At 74.7% G+C, this 25417-nt stretch carries 29 protein-coding genes and 1 pseudogene; 22 read left to right on the top strand and 8 right to left on the bottom strand.

Going from position 1 to position 25417, the window contains the following annotated elements; genetic code table 11:
- The first annotated feature begins 20 nt into the window (after window positions 1–20).
- Entirely contained in the window at window positions 21–1307 is a 1287-nt protein-coding gene (locus tag ACQKQD_RS00820; protein ID WP_020090925.1) for a phage major capsid protein, read from the top strand.
- Window positions 1308–1322: 15 nt separating this feature from the next.
- On the opposite strand, the gene ACQKQD_RS00825 is transcribed toward ACQKQD_RS00820, so the two are convergent.
- Window positions 1323–1895 carry a hypothetical protein gene (locus tag ACQKQD_RS00825; RefSeq protein ID WP_056532261.1) on the bottom strand — a complete coding sequence of 191 codons (573 nt, stop codon included), beginning with the start codon at window positions 1893–1895 and terminating at the stop codon, window positions 1323–1325.
- A gap of 702 nt (window positions 1896–2597) precedes the next feature.
- On the opposite strand from ACQKQD_RS00825, the gene ACQKQD_RS00830 reads away from it, so the two are divergent.
- Window positions 2598–4253 (top strand): porin, encoded by a 1656-nt coding sequence (locus ACQKQD_RS00830; protein ID WP_427507237.1) that lies wholly within the window; start codon window positions 2598–2600, stop codon window positions 4251–4253.
- Window positions 4254–4402: 149 nt separating this feature from the next.
- On the opposite strand, the gene dps is transcribed toward ACQKQD_RS00830, so the two are convergent.
- The 3 genes from dps to ACQKQD_RS00845 all read right to left on the bottom strand — a co-directional run bounded on the left by dps (window position 4403) and on the right by ACQKQD_RS00845 (window position 6897).
- Entirely contained in the window at window positions 4403–4948 is a 546-nt protein-coding gene (dps, locus tag ACQKQD_RS00835) for a DNA starvation/stationary phase protection protein Dps (RefSeq protein WP_012321876.1), read from the bottom strand.
- A 126-nt stretch (window positions 4949–5074) separates the two neighbouring features.
- On the bottom strand, window positions 5075–5986 hold the full coding sequence (locus ACQKQD_RS00840) for a S1 family peptidase (protein ID WP_427507238.1): 912 nt from the start codon (window positions 5984–5986) through the stop codon (window positions 5075–5077).
- Window positions 5987–6135: 149 nt separating this feature from the next.
- A complete protein-coding gene (locus tag ACQKQD_RS00845) occupies window positions 6136–6897 on the bottom strand; it encodes a S1 family peptidase (RefSeq protein WP_427507239.1) in 762 nt (253 codons plus the stop codon).
- Between the two features lie 25 nt (window positions 6898–6922).
- Between ACQKQD_RS00845 and ACQKQD_RS00850 the strand changes: the two genes are divergently transcribed.
- From ACQKQD_RS00850 to ACQKQD_RS00880, 7 genes and pseudogenes are all read left to right on the top strand, one after another.
- The gene (locus tag ACQKQD_RS00850) at window positions 6923–7486 is read left to right on the top strand and encodes a head-tail connector protein (protein ID WP_427507240.1); all 564 of its coding nucleotides are present in this window, start codon (window positions 6923–6925) and stop codon (window positions 7484–7486) included.
- A gap of 23 nt (window positions 7487–7509) precedes the next feature.
- Window positions 7510–7863 carry a head-tail adaptor protein gene (locus ACQKQD_RS00855; RefSeq protein ID WP_091926462.1) on the top strand — a complete coding sequence of 118 codons (354 nt, stop codon included), beginning with the start codon at window positions 7510–7512 and terminating at the stop codon, window positions 7861–7863.
- Window positions 7860–8288, top strand: coding sequence for a DUF3168 domain-containing protein (locus ACQKQD_RS00860; RefSeq protein WP_427507241.1), 429 nt, complete (start codon window positions 7860–7862; stop codon window positions 8286–8288). Before ACQKQD_RS00855 ends, ACQKQD_RS00860 begins: the two co-directional genes overlap by 4 nt.
- A gap of 11 nt (window positions 8289–8299) precedes the next feature.
- A complete protein-coding gene (locus tag ACQKQD_RS00865; protein ID WP_020090917.1) occupies window positions 8300–8710 on the top strand; it encodes a phage major tail protein, TP901-1 family in 411 nt (136 codons plus the stop codon).
- 5 nt (window positions 8711–8715) lie between these two features.
- Window positions 8716–9063 (top strand): gene transfer agent family protein, encoded by a 348-nt coding sequence (locus ACQKQD_RS00870; RefSeq protein ID WP_056527568.1) that lies wholly within the window; start codon window positions 8716–8718, stop codon window positions 9061–9063.
- A 53-nt stretch (window positions 9064–9116) separates the two neighbouring features.
- Window positions 9117–9281: pseudogene (locus ACQKQD_RS00875) on the top strand (phage tail assembly chaperone); the annotation flags it as partial.
- Between the two features lie 9 nt (window positions 9282–9290).
- The gene (locus tag ACQKQD_RS00880) at window positions 9291–9869 is read left to right on the top strand and encodes a phage tail tape measure protein (RefSeq protein ID WP_100250518.1); all 579 of its coding nucleotides are present in this window, start codon (window positions 9291–9293) and stop codon (window positions 9867–9869) included.
- Between the two features lie 18 nt (window positions 9870–9887).
- On the opposite strand, the gene ACQKQD_RS00885 is transcribed toward ACQKQD_RS00880, so the two are convergent.
- Window positions 9888–10805, bottom strand: coding sequence for a TauD/TfdA dioxygenase family protein (locus ACQKQD_RS00885; RefSeq protein WP_427507242.1), 918 nt, complete (start codon window positions 10803–10805; stop codon window positions 9888–9890).
- A 390-nt stretch (window positions 10806–11195) separates the two neighbouring features.
- Between ACQKQD_RS00885 and ACQKQD_RS00890 the strand changes: the two genes are divergently transcribed.
- From ACQKQD_RS00890 to ACQKQD_RS00900, 3 genes are read left to right on the top strand one after another with little or no spacing between them, the layout of a single operon-like run.
- Window positions 11196–11837 carry a phage distal tail protein, Rcc01695 family gene (locus ACQKQD_RS00890; RefSeq protein ID WP_427507243.1) on the top strand — a complete coding sequence of 214 codons (642 nt, stop codon included), beginning with the start codon at window positions 11196–11198 and terminating at the stop codon, window positions 11835–11837.
- 14 nt (window positions 11838–11851) lie between these two features.
- Window positions 11852–12727: a DUF2163 domain-containing protein gene (locus ACQKQD_RS00895; protein ID WP_427507244.1), complete on the top strand. Its 876-nt coding sequence runs from the start codon at window positions 11852–11854 to the stop codon at window positions 12725–12727.
- Window positions 12724–13272, top strand: a complete 549-nt coding sequence (locus tag ACQKQD_RS00900) for an NlpC/P60 family protein (RefSeq protein ID WP_427507245.1) — start codon at window positions 12724–12726, stop codon at window positions 13270–13272. Before ACQKQD_RS00895 ends, ACQKQD_RS00900 begins: the two co-directional genes overlap by 4 nt.
- On the opposite strand, the gene ACQKQD_RS00905 is transcribed toward ACQKQD_RS00900, so the two are convergent.
- Window positions 13203–13487, bottom strand: coding sequence for an addiction module antidote protein (locus tag ACQKQD_RS00905; protein ID WP_056527585.1), 285 nt, complete (start codon window positions 13485–13487; stop codon window positions 13203–13205). The genes ACQKQD_RS00900 and ACQKQD_RS00905 overlap by 70 nt on opposite strands.
- Complete coding sequence (locus ACQKQD_RS00910; RefSeq protein ID WP_427507246.1) at window positions 13487–13789, bottom strand: type II toxin-antitoxin system RelE/ParE family toxin; 303 nt, start codon at window positions 13787–13789, stop codon at window positions 13487–13489. The genes ACQKQD_RS00905 and ACQKQD_RS00910 overlap by 1 nt, the downstream gene beginning before the upstream one ends.
- A 75-nt stretch (window positions 13790–13864) precedes the next feature.
- Between ACQKQD_RS00910 and ACQKQD_RS00915 the strand changes: the two genes are divergently transcribed.
- Together ACQKQD_RS00915 and ACQKQD_RS00920 are read left to right on the top strand one after the other, a co-directional pair.
- Window positions 13865–17773: a baseplate multidomain protein megatron gene (locus ACQKQD_RS00915; RefSeq protein ID WP_427507247.1), complete on the top strand. Its 3909-nt coding sequence runs from the start codon at window positions 13865–13867 to the stop codon at window positions 17771–17773.
- Between the two features lie 31 nt (window positions 17774–17804).
- Window positions 17805–19061 (top strand): DUF2793 domain-containing protein, encoded by a 1257-nt coding sequence (locus tag ACQKQD_RS00920; protein ID WP_427507249.1) that lies wholly within the window; start codon window positions 17805–17807, stop codon window positions 19059–19061.
- A 37-nt stretch (window positions 19062–19098) separates the two neighbouring features.
- On the opposite strand, the gene ACQKQD_RS00925 is transcribed toward ACQKQD_RS00920, so the two are convergent.
- Entirely contained in the window at window positions 19099–19659 is a 561-nt protein-coding gene (locus ACQKQD_RS00925; protein WP_427507250.1) for a GDSL-type esterase/lipase family protein, read from the bottom strand.
- A 79-nt stretch (window positions 19660–19738) separates the two neighbouring features.
- Between ACQKQD_RS00925 and ACQKQD_RS00930 the strand changes: the two genes are divergently transcribed.
- The 8 genes from ACQKQD_RS00930 (at window position 19739) to ACQKQD_RS00965 (ending at window position 25331) form a co-directional block, all read left to right on the top strand.
- Window positions 19739–20245 (top strand): phage tail tip lysozyme, encoded by a 507-nt coding sequence (locus ACQKQD_RS00930; RefSeq protein ID WP_427507251.1) that lies wholly within the window; start codon window positions 19739–19741, stop codon window positions 20243–20245.
- Window positions 20246–20305: 60 nt separating this feature from the next.
- Window positions 20306–20839, top strand: coding sequence for a hypothetical protein (locus ACQKQD_RS00935; RefSeq protein ID WP_427507252.1), 534 nt, complete (start codon window positions 20306–20308; stop codon window positions 20837–20839).
- Between the two features lie 54 nt (window positions 20840–20893).
- Window positions 20894–21238, top strand: coding sequence for a hypothetical protein (locus ACQKQD_RS00940; RefSeq protein WP_427507253.1), 345 nt, complete (start codon window positions 20894–20896; stop codon window positions 21236–21238).
- 1 nt (window position 21239) lies between these two features.
- A complete protein-coding gene (locus ACQKQD_RS00945) occupies window positions 21240–21458 on the top strand; it encodes a hypothetical protein (protein ID WP_427507254.1) in 219 nt (72 codons plus the stop codon).
- 197 nt (window positions 21459–21655) lie between these two features.
- Window positions 21656–22027: a PepSY domain-containing protein gene (locus ACQKQD_RS00950; protein ID WP_020090901.1), complete on the top strand. Its 372-nt coding sequence runs from the start codon at window positions 21656–21658 to the stop codon at window positions 22025–22027.
- Between the two features lie 35 nt (window positions 22028–22062).
- A complete protein-coding gene (locus ACQKQD_RS00955) occupies window positions 22063–22740 on the top strand; it encodes a response regulator transcription factor (protein WP_012321897.1) in 678 nt (225 codons plus the stop codon).
- A complete protein-coding gene (locus ACQKQD_RS00960) occupies window positions 22737–23897 on the top strand; it encodes a 2-methylaconitate cis-trans isomerase PrpF family protein (protein ID WP_427507255.1) in 1161 nt (386 codons plus the stop codon). Before ACQKQD_RS00955 ends, ACQKQD_RS00960 begins: the two co-directional genes overlap by 4 nt.
- A 15-nt stretch (window positions 23898–23912) precedes the next feature.
- Entirely contained in the window at window positions 23913–25331 is a 1419-nt protein-coding gene (locus tag ACQKQD_RS00965) for an ATP-binding protein (RefSeq protein WP_020090899.1), read from the top strand.
- Window positions 25332–25417 lie beyond the last annotated feature (86 nt).

Below are 25417 nucleotides of genomic sequence, written 5' to 3' on the forward strand. Positions count from 1 at the left end.
CACCCCCGACGAGGCCCATCATGGACGCCCAGACCCCGATCGCCGATCCCGCCCCGCTGGGCGGCCTGCCGCCGCTGGAGAACAAGGCCGCCCATTCCGACGGCGGCCCGGTCCGCTCCGCCCTGGACGAGCTCGCCGCCGCCTTCGCGGCCTTCAAGGAGACGAACGACGCGCGGATCGACCGGATCGAGGGCCGCCTCGGCGTCGACGTGCTCACCGAGGAGAAGCTCGCCCGGATCGACGCGGCCCTCGACGCCGCCCGCACCCGGCTCGACCGCATCGCCCTGGAGCGGGCCCGGCCGCCCCTCGGGCAGCCGGACGTCCGGGAGACGGGGGCCGCGCACGAGCACAAGGCCGCCTTCGACCTCTACGTCCGGGCGGGCGAGAGCGCCGGGCTCAAGCGCCTGGAGGCCAAGGCGCTCTCGGCCGGCTCCGGGCCCGACGGCGGCTACCTCGTCCCCGACACGATCGAGCGGACCGTGCTCGCGCGCCTCGGGCAGGTCTCGCCGATCCGGTCGATCGCCAGCGTGCAGCCGATCTCGGGCGCCCAGTACAAGCGCGCCGTCTCGGTGGGCGCGCCGGTCACCGGCTGGGCCGCCGAGACCGCGCCGCGCCCCGAGACCGCCGCGCCGGCCCTGTCGGAGATCGCGTTCCCCGCGATGGAGCTCTACGCGATGCCGGCCGCCACCCAGACGCTCCTCGACGATTCCGTGGTCGATCTCGACGCGTGGCTCTCGGCCGAGGTGGAGACGGCCTTCGCCGAGCAGGAGGGCGTCGCCTTCGTGTCCGGCAACGGCGCGAGCCGCCCGCGGGGCTTCCTGAGCTACGACACGGTCGCCAACGCCGCCTGGGTGCCGGGCAAGATCGGCACGGTCGCCACCGGGACGGCCGGGGCCTTCCCGTCGGCGAGCCCAGGGGACGCGCTGTTCGACCTGATCTACGGGCTGCGGGCGGCCTACCGGCAGAATGCCGGCTTCGTCATGAACCGGCGCACCCAGAGCACGATCCGCAAGTTCAAGGATTCGGAGGGCAACTATCTCTGGCAGCCGCCCCTCGCCGCCGGCCGGTCCGCGACGCTGGTCGGCTTCCCGGTCACCGAGGCCGAGGCGATGCCGGACCTCGCCAAGGACAGCCTGTCGGTGGCCTTCGGCGACTTCCGCCGGGGCTACCTCGTGGTCGACCGGACCGGGATGCGGGTGCTGCGCGACCCGTACTCGGCCAAGCCCTACGTGCTGTTCTACACCACCAAGCGCGTCGGCGGCGGGGTGCAGGATTTCGACGCGCTCAAGCTCCTGAAGTTCTCCTGACGCGCGGCGGCGACCCTAGCCGGGGCAGCCCGCGCGGTCGCCGCAGCTCGCGAGCCGCCCGGCCTGCTGCTTGGCCCGCTCGAGATTGGTGCGGGCGGTGACCAGCCGCTCGCTGGCCTCCCGGCGGATCCGCACCGAGGTGCCGGGCTTCGCCTCGCGGACGTCCACGGCCTCCCAGTAGGCCATCGCGGCCTGCAGCTCGGCCTGCGCCTCCTTGAGGGTCGGAACCGGCGGCTGCGGCATCTCCGGCATCTCGGTGAGGCGGCCCTCCAGCACGGCCCGCGCCACGGCGATCTCGAACCGCCGGTCGACGCCGAACTGCGCCATCCGCTCCAGGTTCGGCTCGATCATCTCGAGGAGCGCCAGGGTCGGGACGACCAGCGCGTGCGCGTCCCCGCCCCAGCCCGGATCGCATTTCTCGCCGTTGACCGCCCAGAAGATCCCGCGCGCGGTGGCGATGCGGCCGTTCCGCACCTCGCGGACGCGCAGGAAGAAGAAGCGCTCGCCGTAGATCGGGTCGAGCGAGCGAATACAGGCCAGACTGCCGGTTCTGGCCGCCTGATAATATGTCTCAAGATCGATTTCCACTGACGTCTCACAATTTCAAGGGCTGCATGACGCGGATCCGCTCGGGCGGACGCGCGGAAATCATGGAAACGCTGAAACGGTACGCGGACGACTCGGGCGTGGGACGGGATGAAACGAAGCGCTGCGCATGGGCGGCTCGCCTAGGGCCGACCGGCCGTGCCGGTCGACCCGATGGGGTGAGAGGGGACCGGGACCCCGGCTCCGCCTCTCGATACCGAGCCGTCCGGGTCCGGTCCCGTCGGCAGACGTCCGTCGCTGCGGGGCCCGCGCACCGCCCGGCGCGGCGCCATCCTGCAGGGCGATCGGATCCGCGTCCGAGCCGGCCCGTGAGGGCTCGACGGCCGAATACCCCTTCGTTTCCGGTAGATCAATACGATCTGTCAGGGAAGTACAGTGTTTCTGCTAGAAACATGGTCTGTTAGTACGCTTTCCAGCCGAAACGCTCGTGCTGTGTCTGTTTCCGTCGGACAAACAAGATCATTTTTATGTGGCCGCGTGGCCACCGAATACATCGGCACGGGTGGCCGTTCCGATTTGGGATTGATGGCTGCGGCCATTTGCGGGAACTTATTCGAACAAGAGCTCGAAAGAACCAGAGCTCATCGGCAAGACGAATCAATTCGGCCGAAACAAATAATAGCAGCGCGGCCTGCGTGGCTGAATGCTGTCTCCAATATGGGTCTCGACGTTTTGGGGAAATCGATGAGGATCTTGAAGCACACGCTCCTCTGTTCCGCCGCGGCTCTGTCCGCGGCGAGCGCAGCGCAGGCGGCTGATCTGCCGGTCAAGAAGGCTGTCCCGATCGAGTACGTCCGCGTCTGCGGCGCGTACGGCGCCGGCTTCTTCTACATCCCCGGCACCGACACTTGCCTACGTCTCTCCGGCCGCGCCCGGTTCGAGGGCGGCTACATGACCAGCTACTCGCGGCAGAACGGCTCGAACGTCGGTGATACGTCGGGCTACCAGGGCCGGATGCGCATCAACCTCGATGCCCGCACCCAGACCGCCTACGGCACCCTGCGCGCCTTCGTGCGCCTCGATGCCGGATCCCGCACCGGCTATTCCGGCGTCGGCCAGTCGGGCACCCAGCAGCGCATCGGCCAGGCCTTCCCGGCTCTCGGCATCGACCAGTTCGGCCGCGCCTCGCAGTTCGTGAACGTCGACAAGGCCTTCATCCAGTTCGCCGGCATGACCGCCGGTCGCGCCTCGTCGTTCTTCGACTTCTACGCCCACGACTTCGAGTTCGCCGGCGCCACGCTCGGCTCCGACATCGCCTCGACCAACCTGCTCGCCTACACGGCCACGCTCGGCAACGGCCTGTCCGCCACGATCTCGGCGGAAGACCCGGTCTTCCGCCGCAGCCCGATCTTCTCGCAGACCAACAATCCGGCCGGCGTGACGAACAACTCCAACATCGTCAATTTCGCTCAGACGAACGCTCCGGCCGAGGTGTTCATCGGCTACACCAACGGCGTGCCGACCCGGTACAGCTTCGTCGACGTGATCCAGCGCTCGCGCATGCCCGACGTCGTCGGCGCCCTGCGCCTCGACCAGGCCTGGGGTTCGGCGCAGCTGTCGGCGGCCGTCCACGAGCTGAACGTCGGCAACGTGGCCAACGGCGCCGGCACCGGCACCGGCTCGAACATCAGCATCCCCCACACCAGCAACTCGTACGGCTGGGCGGTGCAGGGCGGCCTGAAGATCAACACGCCGTTCATCGCGCCGGGCGACGCCCTCTACCTGCAGGGCGCCTACGGCTCCGGCTCGCAGATGTACACCGGCTACTGCGCGTTCAGCGGCTGCTACTCGCAGAACCCGACGACCATCCAGGGCCAGAAGTTCGCGCAGTACTTCAACGACGCGACGCTCAACCCGTTCACGGGTCAGCTGGAGCAGTCGACCAGCTTCACCGCGACGGCCTCGTACCTCCACTACTGGACGCCGGAGTGGCGCTCGGCCTTCTTCGGGTCGTACGGTGAGATGAGCTACAGCAGCGGCGCCCGTCTGGCCCAGGGCGCGGCCTTCGCGCTGTCCAATCCGGCCGGTGCCAACTCCTTCGGCGTGAACGGCGTCGGCGTGCCGGGCAGCCGGTTCTACCAGCTCAGCGAGGCGCTGCGCGACACCTACCAGTTCGTGGCGGGCGGCAGCATCATCTGGTCGCCGGTCAAGGACCTCGATATCGGTGTCGAGGGCTTCTACACCCAGATCGGCGTCAAGAACGGCCGCGTGATCGACCGCGACAAGAGCCCGACGGCCTACGCGAACGTCGCCGGCATCAACAACGGCACCTTCGTGCCGCGGACCACGACAGCGGACAGCGTCTCCACCTTCCGCTTCCGCGTCCAGCGCGACTTCTGATCCCCGATCGGGACCGGTTCGCTCTCCAAAGCTTCCCGGTTCTGATGTCCCCGTGCAAAGGGACCCCACTGAGCCCGGCCTCGCGGCCGGGCATTTTCGTATCCCCGATCGCGTCGGGTCGCGCCCCGCCCGAAGGCGGGGCGCCGCGCTCAGCGGCCCGCGTTGCCGTCGCGCAGGGTGCCGGTCGGCTCCTGCACGTGCGCCTCGAGGAACCAGAGGTGCTTGTCGACCGCCCGCGAGATCTCGGTGAACAGGTCGGCCGTGTCGGGGTCGCCCGCCTCGTCGGTCTCGTCGATGTTCTGCCGGACCGCGTTGGCGTAGGCGGCGTAGCTGTCGATCAGCGCGGCGATGTGGTCGGCGATGGCGTAGATGCCGGTCGGGTAGGCCGGCAGCTTGGTGCGCTCGGCGACCGCCTGGGTCGAGCCGAAGGCCGTGGCGCCGAGCTGGACCGCGCGCTCGGCGACGCTGTCGTTCAGCTCGTCGAGCTGGGTGCGGAACCCGTCGAGCATCTCGTGGACGCCGATGAACTGCGGCCCCTTAAGGTTCCAGTGGGCCTGCTTGATCGCCAGCGCGAGGTCGATGCCGTCCGCGAGCCGGGCGTTGAGCGCCTCGATCGAGACCTTCTTGGCGTTCGAGTCGGTGTTGTTGCGGGTCTTGTGCGTCCGCGGGGTGTTGCTGGTGCCGGTGTCGGCCATGCTCTCGCTCCGTGAGCCGGGAAGGTTCGGATGCGAAAAGTGCCGATCGGCCTCCGGGTTCCCGCAGGCGCGAAGGATCCGAGGGCGGGCAGCGGCTTTGCCGCGGTCGGGCCGCGGTCAGGCCCCTCAGCGGCGGCGGCCTGGGCGGGCCATCCAGTCGGACCGGTTGCCGCGGGGCAGGGCGTCGCCGACCTGGATGCGCGACAGTTCCGCCGTGCGCGCGGCGATCCAGCCGGCATGCTCGGCCACCGGGGTCACGGCGGTGAAGCCGCCGCAGGCGGTCCGGCGCGCGCCCTGCTGCAGGGCGCCGCTCGACCAGCTCACCACGCCGACGATCCGGTAGCCGCCGGGGCCGCCGGTCAGGATCGGGCCGCCGGAATCGCCCAGGCAGGCGCCGGCGCCCGAGGTCTCGGCCATGCGCCGCCGATCGGTGACGACGGTGACCCTGTTGGCGACCTGGAGCGAGCCGATCGACACGAGGTGGGCGAGCCGCAGGATGCGCGCCGAGTTCCGCCGGTTCTCGGCCACCACGCCGAAGCCCGCGATGTCCACGGGCTGCCCGTCGGTGATCGAGCCCGCGCCCCGGGGATCGAGGGGCACGTAGTCGTCGCCGAGCGGGCGCTCGAGCTTGAGCAGCGCCAGGTCGACGCCGGGCTGGTCCTCGGGGGTCGTCCCGGGCACGAAGTCGGGGTGCATGGAGGCGGTGATCACCGCGGTCCGGTGCTGGCGGAAGTTCCGGTCGACGCTGATCACCGTGTAGCCGGCCGGCCGCATCACGCAGTGGGCCGCGCTCAGCACGAGGTCCGGGGCGATCAGGGTCCCCGAGCAGATCTCGCCCTCGGTGCTCTCGATCCGCACCACGAAGCTGCGCGCCCCGTTCGGGTCCCGCGTCGTCGTGCCGTTGATCACCGCCGCGGCGGGCGTGGGCAGCAGGCCGCCGAGGGCGCCGAGCAGCGACAGGCCCAGGAGCCCGCCCCACAGGCCGCCGCGCAGGCTGCGCTCGCGGGGGCCGGCCTTCCGGATCGGGCGAGGGGACATCGGGAACTCCGGGCGCGCGCGGGCGCGGGTGGGGGACGCCGGAGGCGGCGCCGAGGGAGCCTGGGGCGAGGGGCCCCAGATCGAGTGAGCCTAGAGCAAGGCAATAGCCCGGCCAAGCTGAGGTTCCCTGCGCACGCGGCGCCGCGCCGCTACTGCGCCCAGCGCGCCGTCCGGTCCCAGCCGTCGAGCACGCGGTCGATCCAGCCCCGTTGCGGCCCCACCAGGACGCCCTGGGTGAGGCCGCCGCAGGCGCCCCCGATCCAGGCCGACAGGGCCAGCACCGCCCCGTCCGGTCCCGCGATCGGGCCGCCGGAATCGCCCTGGCAGGCGCCGCCGCCCGCGCCTTTCAGCCAGACCAGGATGCGGCTCGGCCCGTAGGGCTCGATCACCGGCAGGCCGAGGCTGCGGTAGGTGCCGGTGGAGCGCGGGTCGCCGGGCTTGGCCGCGCCGTAGCCCGACAGGGTCAGGGTCTCGCCCGCCCGCGCCGGGGCGGCGCTCAGGGTCACGGGCGCGAAGCGCGGCGGCAGCGGCGTCTCGGTGCGCAGCAGCGCGAGATCGACGGAGCGCCGCCGGGAAGCGGCCGCGCCGGCGTCGTAGCCCGGATGGACCGCCTGGGCGGTGACGTCGACGAGCACCGGCGCACCGGCGGCGTCGCGGAAATGGACGCGGTGCTCCTTGGCGTCGGCGAGGCAGTGGCCGGCGGTCAGCATCGTGTCGGGGGCGAGCACCACGCCGGTGCAGACGCCGCCCTTCGACGACAGGATCATCACGGCCCCGCCGGCCGGCGCCTCGGTGCCGCCGACCACCGCCCGCGCCGGGACGGCCGCGAGCGCCGGGATCGCCATCAGGATCGCCGTGACGGTCGCTACCCGCGCGGCGCGGGCCGCCGGGTGGCACTTCGGGATCGGCATCGGACCACCTGCAGAGAGACGCGCGATGATCCCGTTACGCATCGCCGCCGCCGCCGTCGAGCCGGTGGGCGTGCCCGACCTGCGCGCCTACCTGCGCGTCGACTCCGACGCGGGCGCCGACGAGGACGGCCTGCTCCAGGCCCTGATCGCGGCGGCCCGCGCGAGCCTGGAGATCGAGACCCGGCGGATCCTGGTCCCGGTCCGGTACCGGATCGCCCTGACGGCCTGGCCGCCGGACGGGCAGGTGCCGCTGCCCCTGAGCCCGCTGGTCGCGATCCTCCGCGCCGGCCTCGCGGACCCGTCCGGAGGCGTCACCGACCTCGACGCCGGGCTGGTGCGCCTCGGCCCCGACCCGGACGGGGCACCGTCCCTGCAGGTGGATCCGGCCGCGCCGGATCCCGCCGGCCGCACCATCCTGATCGAGGTCGCGGCCGGGTACGGCGGCGACGGGCCGCCGCTCCCCGAGCCCCTGCGCCTCGCGATCCTGCGCCTCGCCGCCGCCCGCTACGAGCGTCGCGGCGACGAGCCCGACGCCGCCCGCACCGACGCCGCCGCGCTCGGCGCGCCGTTCCGGCGCCTGCGGCTGTGATCCTCGCACCCGGAGCTGCCCCGATGGCGACCTCGTTCCAACGCCCGCCCCTCGGCGCGCGGCGGCGCCGCTTCGTGCTCGAGCGGCCCCTGGAGGAGCCCGACGGGTTCGGGGGCGTGCTGCGCCGTTACGTGGCCGGCCCGGTCCTGTGGGGCGCGATCGCCCCGGCGGGACTCGCCGACCGAACGGCCGGCGGCCGCACCGACACGCGGCCCGCCTACCGCGTCACCCTGCGGGGCCGAGCCGCGCTCGACCCGACCATGCGGCTCGCCGCCGGGCCGCGCCGCTTCGCGATCCGCGCCGTCGCCGAGCCCGACGCGCGGGGCCGCGACCTGATCTGCCACGTCGAGGAACTGCCCGGGGAGGGCCGGTCGTGAGCGATCCCGGCCCGCTCCTGGCGCTCCGCGCCGGCCTGATCGCCCGCTTCGCCGCCGACGCCGCCCTGGCCGCCCTGCTGGGCGGACGCGTCCGGCTCTACGACGAGCCGCCGCGGGGCACGCTCCCGGTCTACGCGCTGTTCGGCGACGCCGAGATCGCGGACGAATCCGTCGACGGCGCCGAGCGCCACCGGCACAGCCACGCGATCGCGGTGATCGCCCAGGCGGGCTCGGTGCGTACCGCCCTCGACGCCGCTTCGCGCATGGCGGCGCTCCTCCGGGACGCCCCGACGCCCCTCGTCCTGCCGCTGGCCGGCTGCCGGCTCGTGACCCTCCGGGTGCGGGCCGTCCGCACCCGGCGCGACGCCCGGACCGGCGAGGCCAGGGCGACCCTGACGGTCGAGGCCGTCACCGAGAACATGTGAGGAGGGTGCCGATGGGCGCGCAGAAGGGCAAGGACCTGCTGATCCGGGCCGGCGACGGTGCGGGCGGCTTCGTGGCGGTGGCGGGCCTGCGCAGCCGCCAGATCACCCTCAACGCCGAGACCGTCGACGTCACCAACGCCGATTCCGCCGGGCGCTGGCGCGAGCTGCTCGCCGGGGCCGGGGTGCGGCGGGCCGCGATCGCCGGCTCGGGCGTGTTCCGCGACCAGGCCTCGGACGCGCGCCTGCGCCTGCTGTTCTTCGAGGGCGCGGTCGAGGTGTTCCAGATCGTGATCCCGGCCTTCGGGATCCTGGAGGGGCCGTTCCAGATCGCGAGCCTGGAGTACCGGGGCGACCATGCCGGCGAGGTCACCTTCGACATGAGCCTCGAATCCGGCGGCGCGCTCGCCTTCGCGGCGGTCTGAGCGCCGTGGCCAACCGGATCCGCGGCGAGGTGCCGCTCACCCTCGGCGGGCGGCGCTACACGCTCTGCCTCACCCTCGGCGCGCTCGCCGAGCTGGAGACCGCGCTCCAGGCCGGCGACCTCGCGGGCCTCGCCGCGCGCTTCGCCGGCGGGCGCGTCTCGGCCCGCGACCTGATCGCCCTCCTGGGAGTCGCCCTGCGGGGCGGCGGCCACGACCTCGACGACGCGGCGGTGGCGCGGCTGCCGCTGGCGGGCGGGCTCGACGCCGTCTCGGCCGCCCTGGGCGACGTCCTGGCGGCGGCCTTCGGGGAAGCGCCGGGCGGGGAGGCACCGGGCCCGGCAAACCCTCCCTAGGGCCGGACGCGGCCCCGCCGCCGCGTCCGGCCCCGGGCCGCTTCCCCTGGGACGACGCCCTCTCCCTCGGCCTCGGCGCGCTGGGCTGGCGGCCCCGCGATTTCTGGTCGGCGACGCCGCGGGAGTTCGCCGCGGCGCTCGGCCGGCGCGCCGGCTCGGAGCCGCTGTCCCGCGCCGCCTTCGCGCGGCTCCTCGCCGCGCATCCCGACCCACCCTGAGGCACCGCCATGGCCGAGACCGACCCGCAGGGGGACCCGCTGTCCGACGACCGGATCCGGCAGCTCGAGACCCTGGACCGGCTGGCGCAGAGCTTCGGCCGCAGCCTCGACACCGCCCTGACCCGCGGGGCCGCGTCCGGCCGCAGCCTCGACGGCGTGCTCGGCACCATCGGGGCGCGCCTCGCCGGCGTGGCGGCGCGGGCGGCGGCCGGGCCGATTCAGGCGGGCCTCACGGGCCTGATCGGCGCGATGCTGGGCTCCGGCGCGGAGACGGGCTTCGCCCGCGGGGGCGTGTTCCGGGGCGGCCGCGTCCAGCCCTTCGCCGCCGGCGGCGTCGTGGCCGCGCCGACCTACTTCCCCATGGCGGGCGGCGCCGGCCTCATGGGCGAGGCCGGCCCCGAGGCGATCCTCCCCCTCGGCCGCGGGCCGGACGGCCGCCTCGGCGTGGCCGCGGGCGGCGCCGCGGCGCGGCCGGTCTCCGTGACGGTCAACATCGCGACCCCCGATCCGGGGGCGTTCCGCCGCTCCGAGGCGCAGGTGACCGCGAGCCTCGCCCGGGCGGTGGCGCGCGGCCAGCGGGCGACCTGAGGCGCGCGCGGCCACAGCTCATGCCGCCCTGCGCGCCTCCGTCTCCCGCGCCCGGCTGGTGCGGCCGTCGACGCTCACCGGCGCGACGCCCTGGATCGTCACGCGGCGGACCACGCGGGGCGCCTCGCCGTAATCGTCCACCGCCCGGTGGACCGTGGCGCGGTTGTCCCAGATCGCCACGTCGCCCGTCCGCCACGACCAGCGCACGGTGTTCTCGGGCCGGGTCGCGTGGTCGTGGAAGATCGCCAGCAGGTGCTGCGAATCCGCGGTGGTCAGGCCCAGAATCCGCTGGATGAAGTGGCCGACGATCAGCGAGCGCTCCCCGGTCTCCGGGTGGACGTGGACCAGCGGGTGCTCGGTCTCGAACACGGTCCTGGTGAACACCTCGTCGTAGCGCCGCCGCCCGGCCTCCGACACGTTCACCCGGCCGCCGACATAGTCGTAGACGTTCGAGTGCAGCGCCCAGAGCTTGTCGGCGAGGTCGCGCAGGGGCTCGGGCAGGTCCGCGTAGGCCGCCGCCGTGTTGGCCCAGAGCGTGTCGCCGCCGTGGGGCGGCAGCGTCACGGCCCGCAGGATCGAGAGCGCCGGGTAGGCCGGCACGAAGGTCACGTCGGTGTGCCAGGAACTCGCCCGCTCGCCCCGGCTGCCGTCGATGTCGAGGATTCCCGCCGTGCCGGCGAGGGAGGGCACGGTCGGATGCGGGACGAGGTCGCCGAGGCGCCGGCCGAAGGCCTCCTGCCCGGTCTCGTCGAGGTCCTGGTCGCGGAAGAACACCACCTTGTGGGTGTTCAGCGCCTGCCGGATCGCCGCGACCGTCCCGTCGTCCAAGTCTCCCGAGAGGGCGACGCCGCGGATCTCCGCGCCGATGCGGCCGGCGACGCGGCGGATGTCGAGGGCGGGGGCGGATGCGTGCAGGGGCTGGGGGGTGGCGCTCATCGGAAGGTTTCCCTGGCAGAACGGCGCCGCGTCGTGCGGATCGCGCGGTGAACCGAGATGTGCGGATTGAGAGGACTTCGGAAAACATCCGCTTCGGTGCGGCGATCTTCGATCACCTGCCGTCCCGTGTCGATGAACGGCGCTTTTGATTTTCCGGCGCCTCTCGGAAGACTTTTTTCAGCTGCTCCGATCCGGCAGCGATCCCGTTCCCCGGGCGCCGCGCGGGATCTGCGGCCCGGCCTCCGTCCTCGCGGGCGGAGCGAAGCGATCCCGGAGCGCCACGGTTACGGATGTCGCGCTGCCCGGGGTCGCGTCGCTGCGCTCGCGATGACGGTGACGCCCCGGAAGACCGGCGCGGCCCTGTCGCCACCCGAACCGGAGAGGCCCGTCATGGCCGACGACTTCCACGAGGTGCTGTTCCCACTCGACGTTTCCCTGCGCGCCGGCGGGGGTCCGCAGCGGCTCACCGAGATCGTGACCCTGGCCTCGGGCCGGGAGCACCGGAACGGCCGCTGGGCCGATTCTCGCCGCCGCTACGAGGCCGGGTTCGGGATGCGCGGCCTCGACGCCCTGCACGCCGTGCTGGCCTTCTTCGAGGAGCGGCGCGGGCGGCTCTACGGATTCCGGTTCCGCGACCGGGTCGACGACCGCTCCGGGCCGCCCGGCCGGCCGACGGGTCCCTTCGACCAGCCGCTCGGCACCGGCGACGGCGCCACCGCGTCCTTCCCGCTGGTCAAGACCTACGGGTCCGGCTTCGCGCCCTATCGCCGCCGGATCGCCAAGCCGGTGGCCGGCAGCGTCCGTGTGGCGGTGGCGGGCCGGGAGGTCGAGCCCGGCGCCTTCGCGTGCGACCCGACGACCGGCCTCGTCACCTTCGCGGCGGGCCGCGTCCCGCCGCCCGGCGCCGCCGTGACGGCGGGCTTCGCCTTCGACGTGCCGGTCCGGTTCGACACCGACGCGCTGACCATCGACCTCGCTGCCTTCACGGCCGGGGAGATCCCGAAGGTGCCGCTCGTCGAGATCGTGCCCTGAGGAGGCGTGACGCCATGCGCGACATCCCGGAGGCCTTCGCGGCCCATCTCGCCGGCGGGGTGACCACCCTGTGCCGCTGCTGGTCCCTGCGGCGGCGGGACGGGCTCGCCCTCGGCTTCACTGACCACGACCGCGACCTGACCGTCGCGGGCCTCGTCCACGCCGCCCGCACCGGGCTGGAGGCGGCCGAGGCCAGTGCCGAGCTCGGCTTCGCGGTCTCGGGCGGCGACGTGGCGGGAGCGCTCAGCGGCCTCGGGCTCACCGAGGCGGACATCGCCGGCGGCCTCTACGACGGCGCCGCCGTGGAGACCTGGCTGGTCGACTGGAGCAGCCCCGAGACCCGGCTCCTCCTCGACCTCGCCACGATCGGCGAGGTGCGCCGGGACGGCGACGCCTTCGTGGCGGAGCTGCGCGGCCTCGCGCACCGGCTCGGCGCCGAGCGGGGCCGCACCTACCGGGCGACCTGCGGCGCCGATCTCGGCGATGCCCGATGCCGGGTGGACCGCGCCGCGTGGACGAAGGCCGGCCGGGTGAGCGGCGTCCCGGAGCCGGCCACGCTCGCGGCGGCGCTCGCCGGGTCCTTCGCGGACGGCCTGTTCACCGGCGGGCGCCTGACCTGGACGACGGGCGCCAATGCCGGGCTCGCGGCGGACGTGCGCCTCCAGCTCGGGCCGCTGATCGAGCTCTGGACGGTGCCGCCCCGGCCGGTCGCCGCCGGCGACGGGTTCAGCCTGACGGCCGGGTGCGACAAGCGCCTCGCCACCTGCCGCGACCGCTTCGCCAACGCGGTCAATTTCCAGGGCTTCCCGCACATGCCCGGCAACGACGCGGTCATGCGGGCGGTCCCCGGCTCGGACCCCATCCTCGACGGCGGGAGTCTCTACCGATGAGCGCGCTGCGGCGCGAGATCGGCCGAGATATCGGTGTTGCGGCGCTCGGCGAGGCGCGGCTCTGGCTGGGCACGCCCTACCGCCACCAGGCGTCGCTGCGCGGCGTGGGCTGCGACTGCCTGGGCCTGCTGCGCGGGGTCTGGCGCGGGCTCTACGGCGCCGAGCCGGAGGTGCCGCCGCCCTATTCCGGCACCTGGGCGGAATCGGCCGCGCCCGGGACCGACCCGCTCACCGAGGCGGCCGCCCGCCACCTCGTGCCGGTGCCCGGACCCCTGGCGGACCTGGCGCCGCGGCCGGGCGACGTCCTGCTCTTCGCCTTCCGCCGCCACCTGCCGGCCCGCCACTGCGCCATCGCCACCGGCGCCGGCGCGATGATCCACGCCCACGACGGGGCCGCCGTCACCGAGGTCGCGCTCACCGGATGGTGGCGGCGGCACGCGACGGGGGTGTTCCGGTTTCCGGCGCGCTGCGGCGCCTACGAGGAACGCGTCGATACGGTGAGCTTGACGCCGAGCACGTCCATGATCTTGCGGACCGTCTCGTAGCGGAGCTTCGAGCCCGGCGTCAGCGCCTTGTAGAGGCTCTCCCGACCGACACCCGCTTCCCGGGCGATCTGCGCCATGCCGCGTGCCTTCGCGACATCGCCCAGGGCCGCGATGAACAGCTCGGGGTCGGGGTCGTCGAGCGCCGCCGCCAGGTATTCGGCAATCGCCTCCTCACTGTCGAGGAATTCCGAGGCGTCGAACGGTGTGAAACGCATCAGGTGATTCCGTCGAGAGAGGCGGCCATGGATTTGGCCCTCTGAATGTCCCGGGTCTGGCTGGACTTATCGCCGCCGCACAGGAGCAGGTACGTTACCTCGCCGCGTCGGACATAGTACACGCGAAAGCCCGGGCCATACGGGATCCGCATCTCGAACACACCTGCCCCGACCGGTTCGGCATCCCCGAAATTGCCGAGCCCCGCGCTGCGGATACGTGCCGCGATGCGCGCCCCGGCGCGGTGATCCTTCAGGCCCGTGAGCCAAGTCCGGACGGTGTCGGACAGCAGGATCGTCGTCACCGGTCGAACGTATCCGATCGGATACGGACCGGCAACCCGTCCACGCGATACCGCCATCAGATCCGGAGCCCCGCCATGGCGACGCTGATCCTGTCCTCGGCCGGCGCGGCGGTCGGCACCGCCCTCGGAGGCCCGATCGGCGGCCTGGTCGGGCGCGCGCTCGGCTCCGTCGCGGGCGCGGCCCTCGGCGGCGCCCTGTCGGGGTCCGGGCGGCACGCGCGCTTCGTCGAGGGGCCGCGGCTCGCCGACGTCGCCGGGCTCACCTCCACCGAGGGCGATCCGATCCCGCGGGTCTACGGGCGGGCGCGGATCGGCGGCACCCTGATCTGGGCGACCCGACCGCTGGAGGTCGCCAACACCACCGTCGCCCGCGCGGCCGCGCCCGCCAAGAGCCTGGGCGGGCTCGCGGGCGGCCCGAGGACCGTCACCACCCGCTACAGCTACTTCGCCAACCTCGCGGTCGGGCTGTGCGAGGGCGAGATCGCCTGCGTCCGCCGGATCTGGGCGGACGGGCGGGAGATCGACCAGGCCGGCCTGACCCTGCGGGTCCATACCGGCGGCCCCGGCCAGGAGCCGGACCCGCTGATCGTCGCCAAGGAGGACGCCGAGAATGCGCCCGCCTATCGCGGCCTCGCCTACGCGGTGTTCGAGAACCTCGCCCTCGCGGCCTTCGGCAACCGCGTCCCGCAATTCGCCTTCGAGGTGATCCGCCCGGTCAACGGCCTGTTCGACCGCGTGCGCGCCGTCGACCTGATCCCCGGCGCCAGCGAGTTCGGCCTCGATCCGGACCGCGTCACGGTCGATCTCGGGCTCGGCCGCACCGAGGCCGCCAACCGGCACCAGCTCCAGCGCGGCACCGACGTGATCGCCTCCCTCGACGCGCTCCAGGCGCTCTGCCCGAATCTGCGCCGGGTCGCCGTGGTGGCGACGTGGTTCGGCACCGACCTGCGGGCGGGATCCTGCCGGGTCGTGCCCAAGGTCGAGGCCGCCGACAAGCGCGCCCGGCCGGAGGATTGGCGCGTCGCCGGGATCGCCCGCGACCGGGCCGAGACGGTCTCGACCCTGCCGGACGGCAGCCCGGCCTACGGCGGCACGCCGGCGGATGCGGGCCTGACCCGGCTGATCGCCGAGCTGGCGCGCCGGGGGCTGGCGGTGTCGCTCTACCCGTTCGTCATGATGGACGTGCCGGCCGGCAACGCGCTCCCCGATCCGCACGCCCCCGGCGCCGTGCAGCCCGCCTATCCCTGGCGCGGCCGCATCACCTGCGATCCGGCCCCGGGCCTTCCGGGGAGCCCGGACGGGACCGCCGCGGCCGACGCGCAGGTCGCGGCCTTCTTCGCGGGTGGCTACCGCGACGCGGTCCTGCACTACGCAGACCTCGCGGCCGGCTGGGCGGCCTCGGGCGCGCCCCTCGCGGCCTTCGTGATCGGCAGCGAGCTCGTCGGCCTGACCCGGGTGCGCGGCGCGGCCGGCTACCCGGCAGTGCGGGCCCTGCGCGACCTCGCCGCCGCGCTCCGCGACCGCCTCGGCCCGGCCGTCACCCTGGTCTACGCGGCGGACTGGACCGAGTACGGCGCCCATGTGGGCGACGGCGGCGCCACCGTCCGCTTCCCCCTCGACGACCTGTTCGCCGACCCGCATATCGGCGCCGTCGGGATCGACTGGTACCCGCCCGTCTCCGACTGGCGCGACGACCCGGACCACGCCGACCTCGCGGTGACGGGCGACATCGCCGACCGGGCCTATCTGAAGGCCCGGGGCGCGTCCGGCGAGGCCTTCGACTGGTACTACGCCGACGCGGCCGACCGCGCCGCCCAGGCCCGCCGGCCGATCACCGACGGCGCCGCCGGCAAGCCCTGGATCTACCGGGCCAAGGACCTCGTCGCGTGGTGGTCGAGCCCGCACGTGGAGCGCGACGGCGGCGTCGAGACCCGCACCACCGCCTGGGTGCCGGCCGGCAAGCCGATCTGGCTCACCGAGATCGGCGTTCCGGCGGTGGACAAGGGCACCAACGGCCCCAACGTCTTCCCGGACCCGAAATCGTCCGAGAGCGCCTTCCCGCCGGAATCCCGCGCCCTGCGCGACGAGCTGATCCAGCTCCGCGGGCTGGAGGCCGTGATCGCGCGGTTCGACCCGGCCGTGCCGGGCTTCCGGGAAGCCGACAACCCGGTCTCGCCGGTCTACGGCGGCCGCATGGTCGATCCCGACGGGATCTTCGTCTGGGCCTGGGACGCGCGGCCCTTCCCGGCCTTCCCGACGGTGCGCGGCGTCTGGGCCGACGCCGCCAACTGGCGGGTCGGCCACTGGATCACCGGCCGGATCGAGGGCTGCGACCTCGACCTGCTGGTCCAGCGGATCCTCGCGGATTTCGGGTTCGACGCGCCGGTCTCCGTGGAGGCCGCCGCCTATCTCGACGGCTACGTGATCGACCGGCCGCTCACGGCGCGCGGCGCCCTGGAGACCCTGGCGGAGGTCTACGGCCTCGACGTCTCGGCGGTGGCCGGGACCCTGCGGCTGCGCGGTCCCCGGCGCGACCGGCCCGTGATCCTGGCCGAGACCGACCTCGTCCGGCTGTCGGAGGAGCGGCCGGTCCTGCACCAGGTCCGGGCCGAGGAGAGTGCCCTGCCGCGCTCCGTGGACCTCGCGATCACCGATGCCGAGAGCCCGGATTACCGGCGCGCCGCGGCCTCGGCCGTGCGGCCCGCCGGCCTGCGGCGGCGCGAGACCCGGATCGAGGCGGCGATCGTCACCCGCCGGGAGATCGCCGACGGCTTGGCCGAGGCGCTGCTCGACCGGCTGATCGCGGCCCGCGACAACGCGGTGTTCACGCTGAGCCCGCGCCGGGTCGAGCTGGAGCCCGGCGACCTCCTGGCGGTCCCGGCCGACGTGCCCGGCGGCGCGGTCCTGCGCCGGATCGACCGGATCGACGACGCGCCCACGGGCCGCCGGATCGAGGCGAGCGGGGTGCCGCCCCGGGCGGGGCCCGGGCGCGGGCTGCCCCGCGCGATGGCCCAGGCGGCGGTGGCGCCGCCCGCCTTTCCCGGACCGCCGCTCGCCGTCGCCCTCGACCTGCCGGTCGACCGCGGCGACCCCACGGTCCTTCAGTCCTGCGCGGTGGCGGCCGAGCCCTGGCCCGGCGCGGTCGCGATCTGGCGCGCAGCTGGTGACGGGCCGCTCGCCCTGCACCGCCTCGTCGACTACCCGGCCTGCCTCGGGCGCACCCTGTCGGCGCTGCCGGCCGGCCCGCTCTGGCGCATCCAGCGGGGCGCGCATCTCGACGTCGCCCTGCGGCGCGGCGCGACGCTGGCCTCGATCGGGGCGGGCGCGATGCTGGCCGGGGGCAACCTGTTCGCCCTGCTCGGTGCGGACGGGACCGTGGAACTGCTCGGCGCCGCGTCCGCGGTCCTGACCGGGCCCGACACCTACCGGCTGTCCGGCTTCCTGCGCGGGCTCGCGGGCAGCGAGGCGGCGGCGGGGCGGGTCTCCCCGGCGGGGAGCCTGATCGTGCGCCTCGACGACGGCGCCGTGACGCCCCTGGTCGACCGGCTGGACGAGGTCGGCCGCGCGTTCCGCTACCGGATCGGGCCGGCGGATCGCGATCCGGCCGACCCGGCCTTCGCCGAGATCACCGCCACGGCCGGCCTCGCGGCGCTGACGCCGCTGCGGCCGGTCCACCTGCGGGCGCGGCGTGCGGTGTACGGGGTGCGGCTCTCTTGGATCCGGCGGGCCCGCCGCGACGGCGACGCCTGGGAGCCGGCCGAGATCCCGCTCGACGAGCCGGAAACCTACGCCGTGACGGTGTTCTCGGCCGCCGGCACGGCCCTGCGCACGCTCCGGGCCGAGGCCCAGCACTGTCTCTACGCGGACGAGGCGGCCGATTTCGGCGACGCCCAGACGCATCTCGACGTCGCGGTGGCGCAGATCGGTCTCGTCGCCGGCCCCGGACCCGCCCGCCGCGCCCGTATCCCCGTCCACTCGGCCTGACCGCTCGACCTGACCGCCCGGGAGCCGCCCCATGTCCGACGCCACGCCCCATCTCGGCCTGCCGCTGATCGCCGCCAACCAGGCGCAGAAGCACGTGACCCACAACGAGGCGCTCGGCCTGCTCGACGCGCTCGTCCAGCTCGCCTGCCTGGACAAGGATCTCGCCGCACCGCCGCCGGGCCCCGCGGAGGGCGACCGCTACCTCGTGGCCGCCGCCGAGCCCGGGGGCGCCTGGGCGGGGCTCGCGGGCCAGGTGGTGCGCTACGCCGACGGGGTCTGGACCGGCGCCGCGCCGCGGGCCGGCTGGCTCGCCTGGCTGATCGACGAGGCCGACCTCTACGTCTTCGACGGCGCGGCCTGGACGAGCCTCCGCCGCGCGCTGACCGCGCTCCAGAGCGTCGGCCGCCTCGGGATCAACACGGCGGCCGACGCCACCAACCGCCTCGCGGTGAAGTCCGACTCCGCGCTCCTGACCTGGGACGACGCAACGCCGGGCACCGGCGACATGCGGGTCTTCGTCAACCGGAAATCCGCCGCCCGCGACGCCGCCCTGGTCTTCGAGACCGGCTACGCGGCGCGGGCCCTGCTGGGCACCCTCGGGAGCGACGACTTCACCCTGAAGGTCTCGCCCGACGGGGCCGCCTTCGCCACGGCGCTCACCGCCTCGGCCCGGACCGGCGGGATCGACTTCGCCTCGGCCGAGACCGCCCTCGCGGCCGCCCCCACCACCGACCTCGGCGCGGCCGGCACCCGGCGGGTGCTCGTCACCGGCGCGGCCCGGATCGCGAGCTTCGGCGCCGCCGCCGACCGGGAGCGGTTCGTGCGCTTCTCGGGCGCCGCGACCCTGGTCCACGATCCCGAGGCGCTGGTGCTGCCGACCCGCGCCGATCTCGTGACGGCCGCCGACGACACCTGCATCGCCACCTCGGACGCGGCGGGCCGCTGGCGCGTGCGCCACTACCAGCGCGCCGACGGGACGCCGCTCGCGACCGGCGCGCAGGTGCTCGGCGCCAACGGGTCGGTGCGGCTCCCGGGCGGCCTGATCGCGCAATGGGGGCTCGTCACCGCCGCCGACGCCGATGTCGCGGTGGCGTTCGGCATCGCCTTCCCGGGGAGCTGCCTCGGCGTCTGGGCGCAGCCGGTCGCCGGCGCCGGCGACGCGCTCCACGCCGCGCAGGTCAGCGACGTGGCGGCCAGCGGGTTCACGCTCCGCACCCGCCGCGCGACGCCCGGCGCGGTGGCGGGGGTCGGGTCGGTGCCGACCTACTGGCTGGCGCTGGGCGCGTGAGCGCCGCGGATCCGCAGGCGGCGCCTCGCGGCCGCTCTCAGTCCGGAACGGCGTCGAGGGCCCGCAGCATCGCCGGCTCCACCGCCGCGTAGCCCGCGCCGTTGAGGTGGATGCCGTCGTCGGTGAAGTCCCGCCGGAGCGCGCCCGCCTCCGTGGCGAGCGGCGGCCCGTAATCGACGAGGCGGGCCGGGCCCGCCGCGCAGTAGGCGCGCAGCCACCCGTTCAGGGCGCGGATCCGCGCCACCGGCCGCAGCTCGGGGCGCCAGCCCCAGAAGTCGCTCGGCATCACGGTGCCGATCGTGAGCGGCAGCCCGGCCGCGAAGGCCATCCGCCCCATGGCCAGGATGTTCCCGGCGATCGCCCGGTCCGAGACCGGGCCGCCGATCTCCGCGATGTCGTTGATCCCGCACATCAGGTGCACGGCCCGGGCGCCGGCCGTATCCCGCAGGAAGCGCGCCCGGATCTGCCCGCTCGTCTCGCCCGGGACGCCCCGGGCGACGAAGCCGTGGCGCGCGAAGGTCTCGGCCCGCACCGCGCCCCAGGCGGCGGTGATCGAGTCGCCGATGAACACGAGCGGCCGGTCCTGTCCGCGTCCCACGCTTCCCCCTCGGCGCCGCCCACGGCGCGGGCCGCCTTAGCCCGGCGCGCCCGGGGAGGCCAGTTTCCGGAGCAAGCCCATGCCGCCATCCGACCCCGCCGCGCGGGAGCCCTTCGCCGCGGCCTGCCGCCGGCTCGGCCCGCGGCTGATGCGCGATCTCGGCCTGAGCGACGTCCAGGCCGCCGGCCTGCTCGGCAATCTCGGCCACGAGACCGGCGGGTTCCGCCACCTCCAGGAGGTCGCCCCCGCGGTGCCGGGCTCCCGCGGCGGCTGGGGGCTCGCCCAGTGGACCGGGCCCCGGCGCGCCGCCATGGAGGCGTGGTGCCGGGCACGCGGCCGCGATCCCGCCGACCCCGAGGCGGGCTACGGCTACCTCTGCGCCGAGCTGCGCGGTCCCGAGGCGCCGGCCCTCGCGGCCCTGCGGGCCACCATCACCCTCGCTGCCGCCACCGAGGCGGTCTGGCGCCGCTACGAGCGGCCCGGCGTCGTCGCGCCCGCGCGCCGCCTCGCCTGGGCGCGCCGGGCCCTCGCCGCCCTGCGCGACGGTCCCGCCGCGATGCCGGCTCAGCCGCCGGGCCGGCCCTGACCCGTCGTCACCCGATCCCGAGCCGGCCGGGTCCGCCGCGCGCTGAGAAGGAGTTCCACGATGATGCACCCGATCCGGGCGGCCGTCGCCCTGGCCGTCACCGGCCTGCCGCTCGCCGCCCTCGCCGCGCCGGCCGGCGGTGCTGCGCCCGCCGTTACTCCCGTCGCCGGCCTGCTGCCTTGGGGCGACTGGCTCTCCGGCCTGCTCCAGCCGGTGACGGCCGCGCTCGTGCCGCTCGCCGCCGCCGCCGTCACCGCCGGCATCGCCCGGGTCGCGCCCTGGGCCGCCTCGGTGCTCACCCGCGACCGGATCGAGGCTGCGATCCGCGCCGGGGCCGAGTTCGGCCAGAACGCCGTGGCCGGGGCCGCCCGGGGCCGGACCGTCAGCGCCGAGCTCGGCGCCGCGGTGGTTGCCGCCGGCGCCCGGCACGTGCTCGCCACCGCCCCCGCGCACGACGTGCGGAAGGCGGGCGGCCCCGAGGGCGTGGCCGCGCGGATCTTCCGGGCGCTGCCCCTCGAACCGCAGGCGAGCGCCGCGAACGTCCTCGCCCCGGCGCTCGCGCAGCTGCGCGGGGCGGACAAGCACCCGGCCTGAGGCCGGGCCTCGCCGCTTCGGCGGCGCGGGGGCCGTGAAACAGGGATCGTCACCATGAAGCCCCTCCGCACCGAGGCACGGCAATCCGCGCCCCCCCAGGACGCCGAGGGCGCGGGTGTCGCCCTCGGCGGGCGGCCCCGGACGATCCGCTTCCCGCCCGTCTGGCACGCGTGGTTCGCCCGGCAGTCCGAGCCGCGCCTCGCCGCCCTCGACGAGCTGGTCGACGCGCATCTCGAGCGCCGCGCGCTGCGCCGCTACCTGCGCCGGCTCAAGCACGCGACGGTGCTCGCCTTCGTCGCCGCGGCGGCGGCCGCGCACTGGTTCTCCGACCAGGTCGGGTGGCTCGCCGCGCATATCCCGGCCCTGCGGGCCCTCTGGAAGCTGCTGACGGGAGGGTGAGATGCGCCTGCGCTGGGACAGGGTTCTCGACCGGGCGTGGCTCGGTCTGGCGGCCGCCGCGGCGGTGACGGTCGCCGTCCACGAGGGTGCGGCGGTTGGCCGGCTTGCCTGGACGCTGGGGTCCGGCGGCGCCGCGCAGGCCGCGCCGGCGGGGGGCGGCCGGGCCGTCCCGCCGGCCCGCGCCGCGGCCTGCGGTCCCGCCCCGGCGCCGTCACCGTGAGACCGGCCGCGGCGCCTGTGGGAAGCGGCGCGCGGCGTGGAACCGGGCGCCGCCTCGGCCGTCATGTCCGCACGATGCCGCCCGCCACCGAATCGACCGCGAAGGGACTGTCCGGACCGCCGCCGACGACCGCCGGGGGCGACGCACGGCCACGTATTCAGGACGCATTCAGTGCCCTGGGCTCACATCGTCTGCCAATGCGCTACGCCATCGCCCTCGTCGCCATCAGCCTGACCGCCGCGGCCCTCGCCGCGGGCGGCCTCGGCTCCATGGCCGACGACGGGCCGGCCCCTCAGACGGGCGCGGTGTCGAGCCAGCCGCCGCTGCGGATCGAGAGCTGCCTGTCCCCCGCGGACCTGCGCGAGGAGGTCGGCGAGCGCCGGGTGATCCCGCCGGTCGCGGCGATCCGCGCGGCCCGGACGGTGATCCCCCGCGCCGAGATCCAGCGGGCGAGCCTCTGCCGTCACGCGGACGGCCTCGTCTACATGCTCACCGCCTTGCGCCGCGACGGGCATTTCGTGCACGTGATCGTCGACGCGCGCACCGGCACCGTGGCGGGACAGTATTGAGCGGGCGCGGATACCGTTTCGGAGGGGAGTGAGCCGTGCGTCTGCTGGTCGTGGAGGATGACAAGGACATCAACCGGCAGGTCGTGGCCGCGCTGGAGGAGGCCGGCTACGTCGCCGACAAGGCCTATGACGGCGAGGAGGGCGGCTATCTCGGCGAGAGCGAGCCCTACGACGCCATCATCCTCGACATGGGCCTGCCCAAGGCCGACGGCGTCACCGTGCTGCAGAAGTGGCGCCGGGCGGGCGTGAAGACCCCGGTGATCATCCTCACGGCCCGGGACCGCTGGTCCGACAAGGTCGACGGCTTCGACGCCGGCGCCGACGACTACGTCACCAAGCCCTTCCACATGGAGGAGCTGATGGCCCGGGTGCGCGCCCTGCTGCGCCGCGCCGCCGGCCACGCCACCAGCCAGATCGCCTGCGGGCCGGTGACCCTCGACACCCGCTCCGGCAAGGTGTTCGTCGACGGCGCCCAGGTGAAGCTGACGAGCCACGAGTACCGGCTGCTCTCCTACCTGATGCACCATACCGGCCGGGTGGTCTCCCGCGCCGAACTGACCGAGCACCTCTACGACCAGGATTTCGACCGCGACTCGAACACGATCGAGGTGTTCGTGGGCCGCCTGCGCAAGAAGCTCGCGGTGGACCTGATCCAGACCGTCCGCGGCCTCGGCTACCTCGTGGATCCCAACCAGCCGCCGGCCCGGATGTGAGCGCGGCCGCGCGTTCCGGCACGCTGCCGGCCGTCTTCATGCGCGGCGGCACCAGCAAGGCGCTGATGCTGCACCGCCGGGACGTGCCGGGGGATCTCGCCGCCTGGGAGCCGGCCTTCCTCTCCGCCATGGACAGCCCCGACCCGTTCGGGCGGCAGCTCAACGGCATGGGCGGGGGCGTCTCGTCGGTGTCGAAGATCTGCGTGGTGGAGCGCTCCGCGCGGCCGGACGCCGACATCGACTACACCTTCGTGCAGGTCGTGGTCCGGGACGGCCGCATCGACCTCTCGGGCAATTGCGGCAACATGCTCGCCGCCGTGGGGCCGTTCGCGGTCGACGAGGGGCTCGTCGACGTCCCGGACGGCCCGGTGCGGCTGCGGATCTTCAACACCAACACGCGCAAGCTGATCGTGGCGGGCTTCGCGGCCGCGGGCGGCCGCAGCGTCTACCGCGGCGACCTCGCGATCCCCGGCGTCACCGGCACGGGCGCGCCGATCCAGCTCGACTTCCTGGATCCGGGCGGCGCCACGACCGGCCGGCTGCTCCCGACCGGCGCCGTCCGTCAGTGGCTCGACGTGCCGGGCCTCGGCGCGATCGAGGCCTCGCTGATCGACGCCGCCAATGCCTGCGTGTTCGTCCGCGCCGCCGATCTCGGCCTCGCCGGCACCGAGCTGCCCGCCGCCCTGGAGGCCGTGCCGGGCCTCCTCGACCGGCTGGCGCGGATCCGCCGGGCCGGCTCCGTGGCGATGGGCATCGCGCCCGATCTCGAGGCGGCGGCGCGCGTCGTCCACGTGCCCTTCGTCGGCCTCGCGGCGCCGCCGCAGGATTCCGGCAGCCTCTCCGGCGCCACGATCCGCGCCGCCGAGACCGACCTGACCGCCCGGGTCATCTCGAACGGCGTGCCGCACCAGGCGCTGCCGCTCACCGCCACCCTGTGCCTCGCGGTCGCCGCCCGGCTCGAAGGCAGCCTCGTCCACGAGGCCGCGCGCTCCACCGAAGCGGTCCTGCGGGTCGGCATGCCGTCGGGCATCCTCACCGCTGACGCCGCCGTGACCCGCGGGGCCGACGGCTGGCGGGCCGAGCGCGGCGCCTTCTTCCGCACGGCGCGCCCGCTGATGCGCGGCGCGGTGTTCTACGATGCGCCGCCGCCCGTCTGAGCGACCGACGCATCCATGATCGACCTCATCGGCCTCTTCTCCCTGCGCCGCCGCTCCATCGCGGTGCGGCTCGCCGTGTCGGCGTTCCTCTCGAGCTCCGCGATCCTGCTGATCGCGGCCTGGATCCTCACGACCCTCTACCGCGAGAACACCGAGCGCTCCTTCGACAGCCGGCTCCTCGTCTTCGCCAACAATCTCGCCACCGACCTCGTCTCGCCCAACGACCCCGAGAGCCGGACCTTCTCGCTCGGCGACCCGCGCTTCGACCTGCCCCTGTCCGGCTGGTACTGGCAGGTCGGCAAGCCCGACGCGAAGCCGCGCGACGTGCGCACCTCGCGCTCCCTCGTGGGCGTGCCGCTGCCGGCCGCGACCGATTCCGACGGGAAAGTCGGGGTCGGGCAGATCCGCCAGGGCTACGGCAAGGGGCAGGACGGACGCCTCCTGCGCATCATGGAGCGCGACGTCGATCTCGGCGAGGAGGGCCGCTACACGGTCCGGGTCGCGGGCCCCGCCGACGAGATCGTCAACGACGTCGACCGGTTCCGGAACTCGCTGACCATCACCTTCGGCCTGCTCGGCCTGTCGCTTGCGATCACCACGCTGCTGCAGATCCGCTTCGGCCTCGCGCCCCTCAAGAAGATGCGCGCCGCGCTCGGTGCCGTCCGCCGGGGCGAGGCCGACCGGATCACCGGCACCTATCCCCGCGACATCGCGCCGCTCACCGGCGAGGTGAACCTCCTGATCGAGACCAACCGCGAGATCCTGGAGCGCGCCCGCACCCAGGTGGGCAACCTCGCCCACGCCCTGAAGACGCCGCTCTCGATCATCGTCAACGAGGTCGGGGCCTCCGACGCCCCCGAGGAACTCGCGCAGAAGATCCGCGAGCAGGCCGCGGTGATGCGCGATCAGGTCAATTATCACCTCGACCGGGCCCGCGCCGCGGCGCTCGCCGGCACGCTCGGCACCTCCACGGAGGTCGAGCCGGCGCTCGCCGGCCTCGTGCGCACCTTCGGGAAGATCTACCGGGACAAGGACATCGCCTACGACGTCCACGTACCGCCGGGCCTGCGCTTCCGCGGCGAGCGCCAGGATTTCGAGGAGATGGTCGGCAACCTCGTCGACAACGCGTCCAAGTGGGCCCACGGGCGGGTGGCGATCCGGGCCGAGGCGGTGAGCAAGGACGATTATCCCCACCTCGTCGTCGCCATCGAGGATGACGGTCCGGGCCTGCCGCCGGAGGCCCGGCAGGCCGTGCTCGGCCGGGGGCGCCGCCTCGACGAATCGAAGCCCGGCTCGGGACTCGGCCTGTCGATCGTGGCCGACCTCGCCGCCCTGTACCGGGGGCGCTTCACCCTGGAGCAGGCGGCGCTCGGCGGCCTGCGCGCGGTGCTGGAGGTGCCGGGGGACCTGCCGGTCGGCACGGCCGCCCACTGAGGCCGTCGGACGCGCCCGGGCAAATCCGGGCGCGTCCGGCCGCGTCCGGGTACGGGCCGGGAGGCGGCGCGCGGCCTCATGGCTCC

Source organism: Methylobacterium sp. NPDC080182, from assembly GCF_050281105.1.
Classification (GTDB): Bacteria; Pseudomonadota; Alphaproteobacteria; order Rhizobiales; family Beijerinckiaceae; genus Methylobacterium.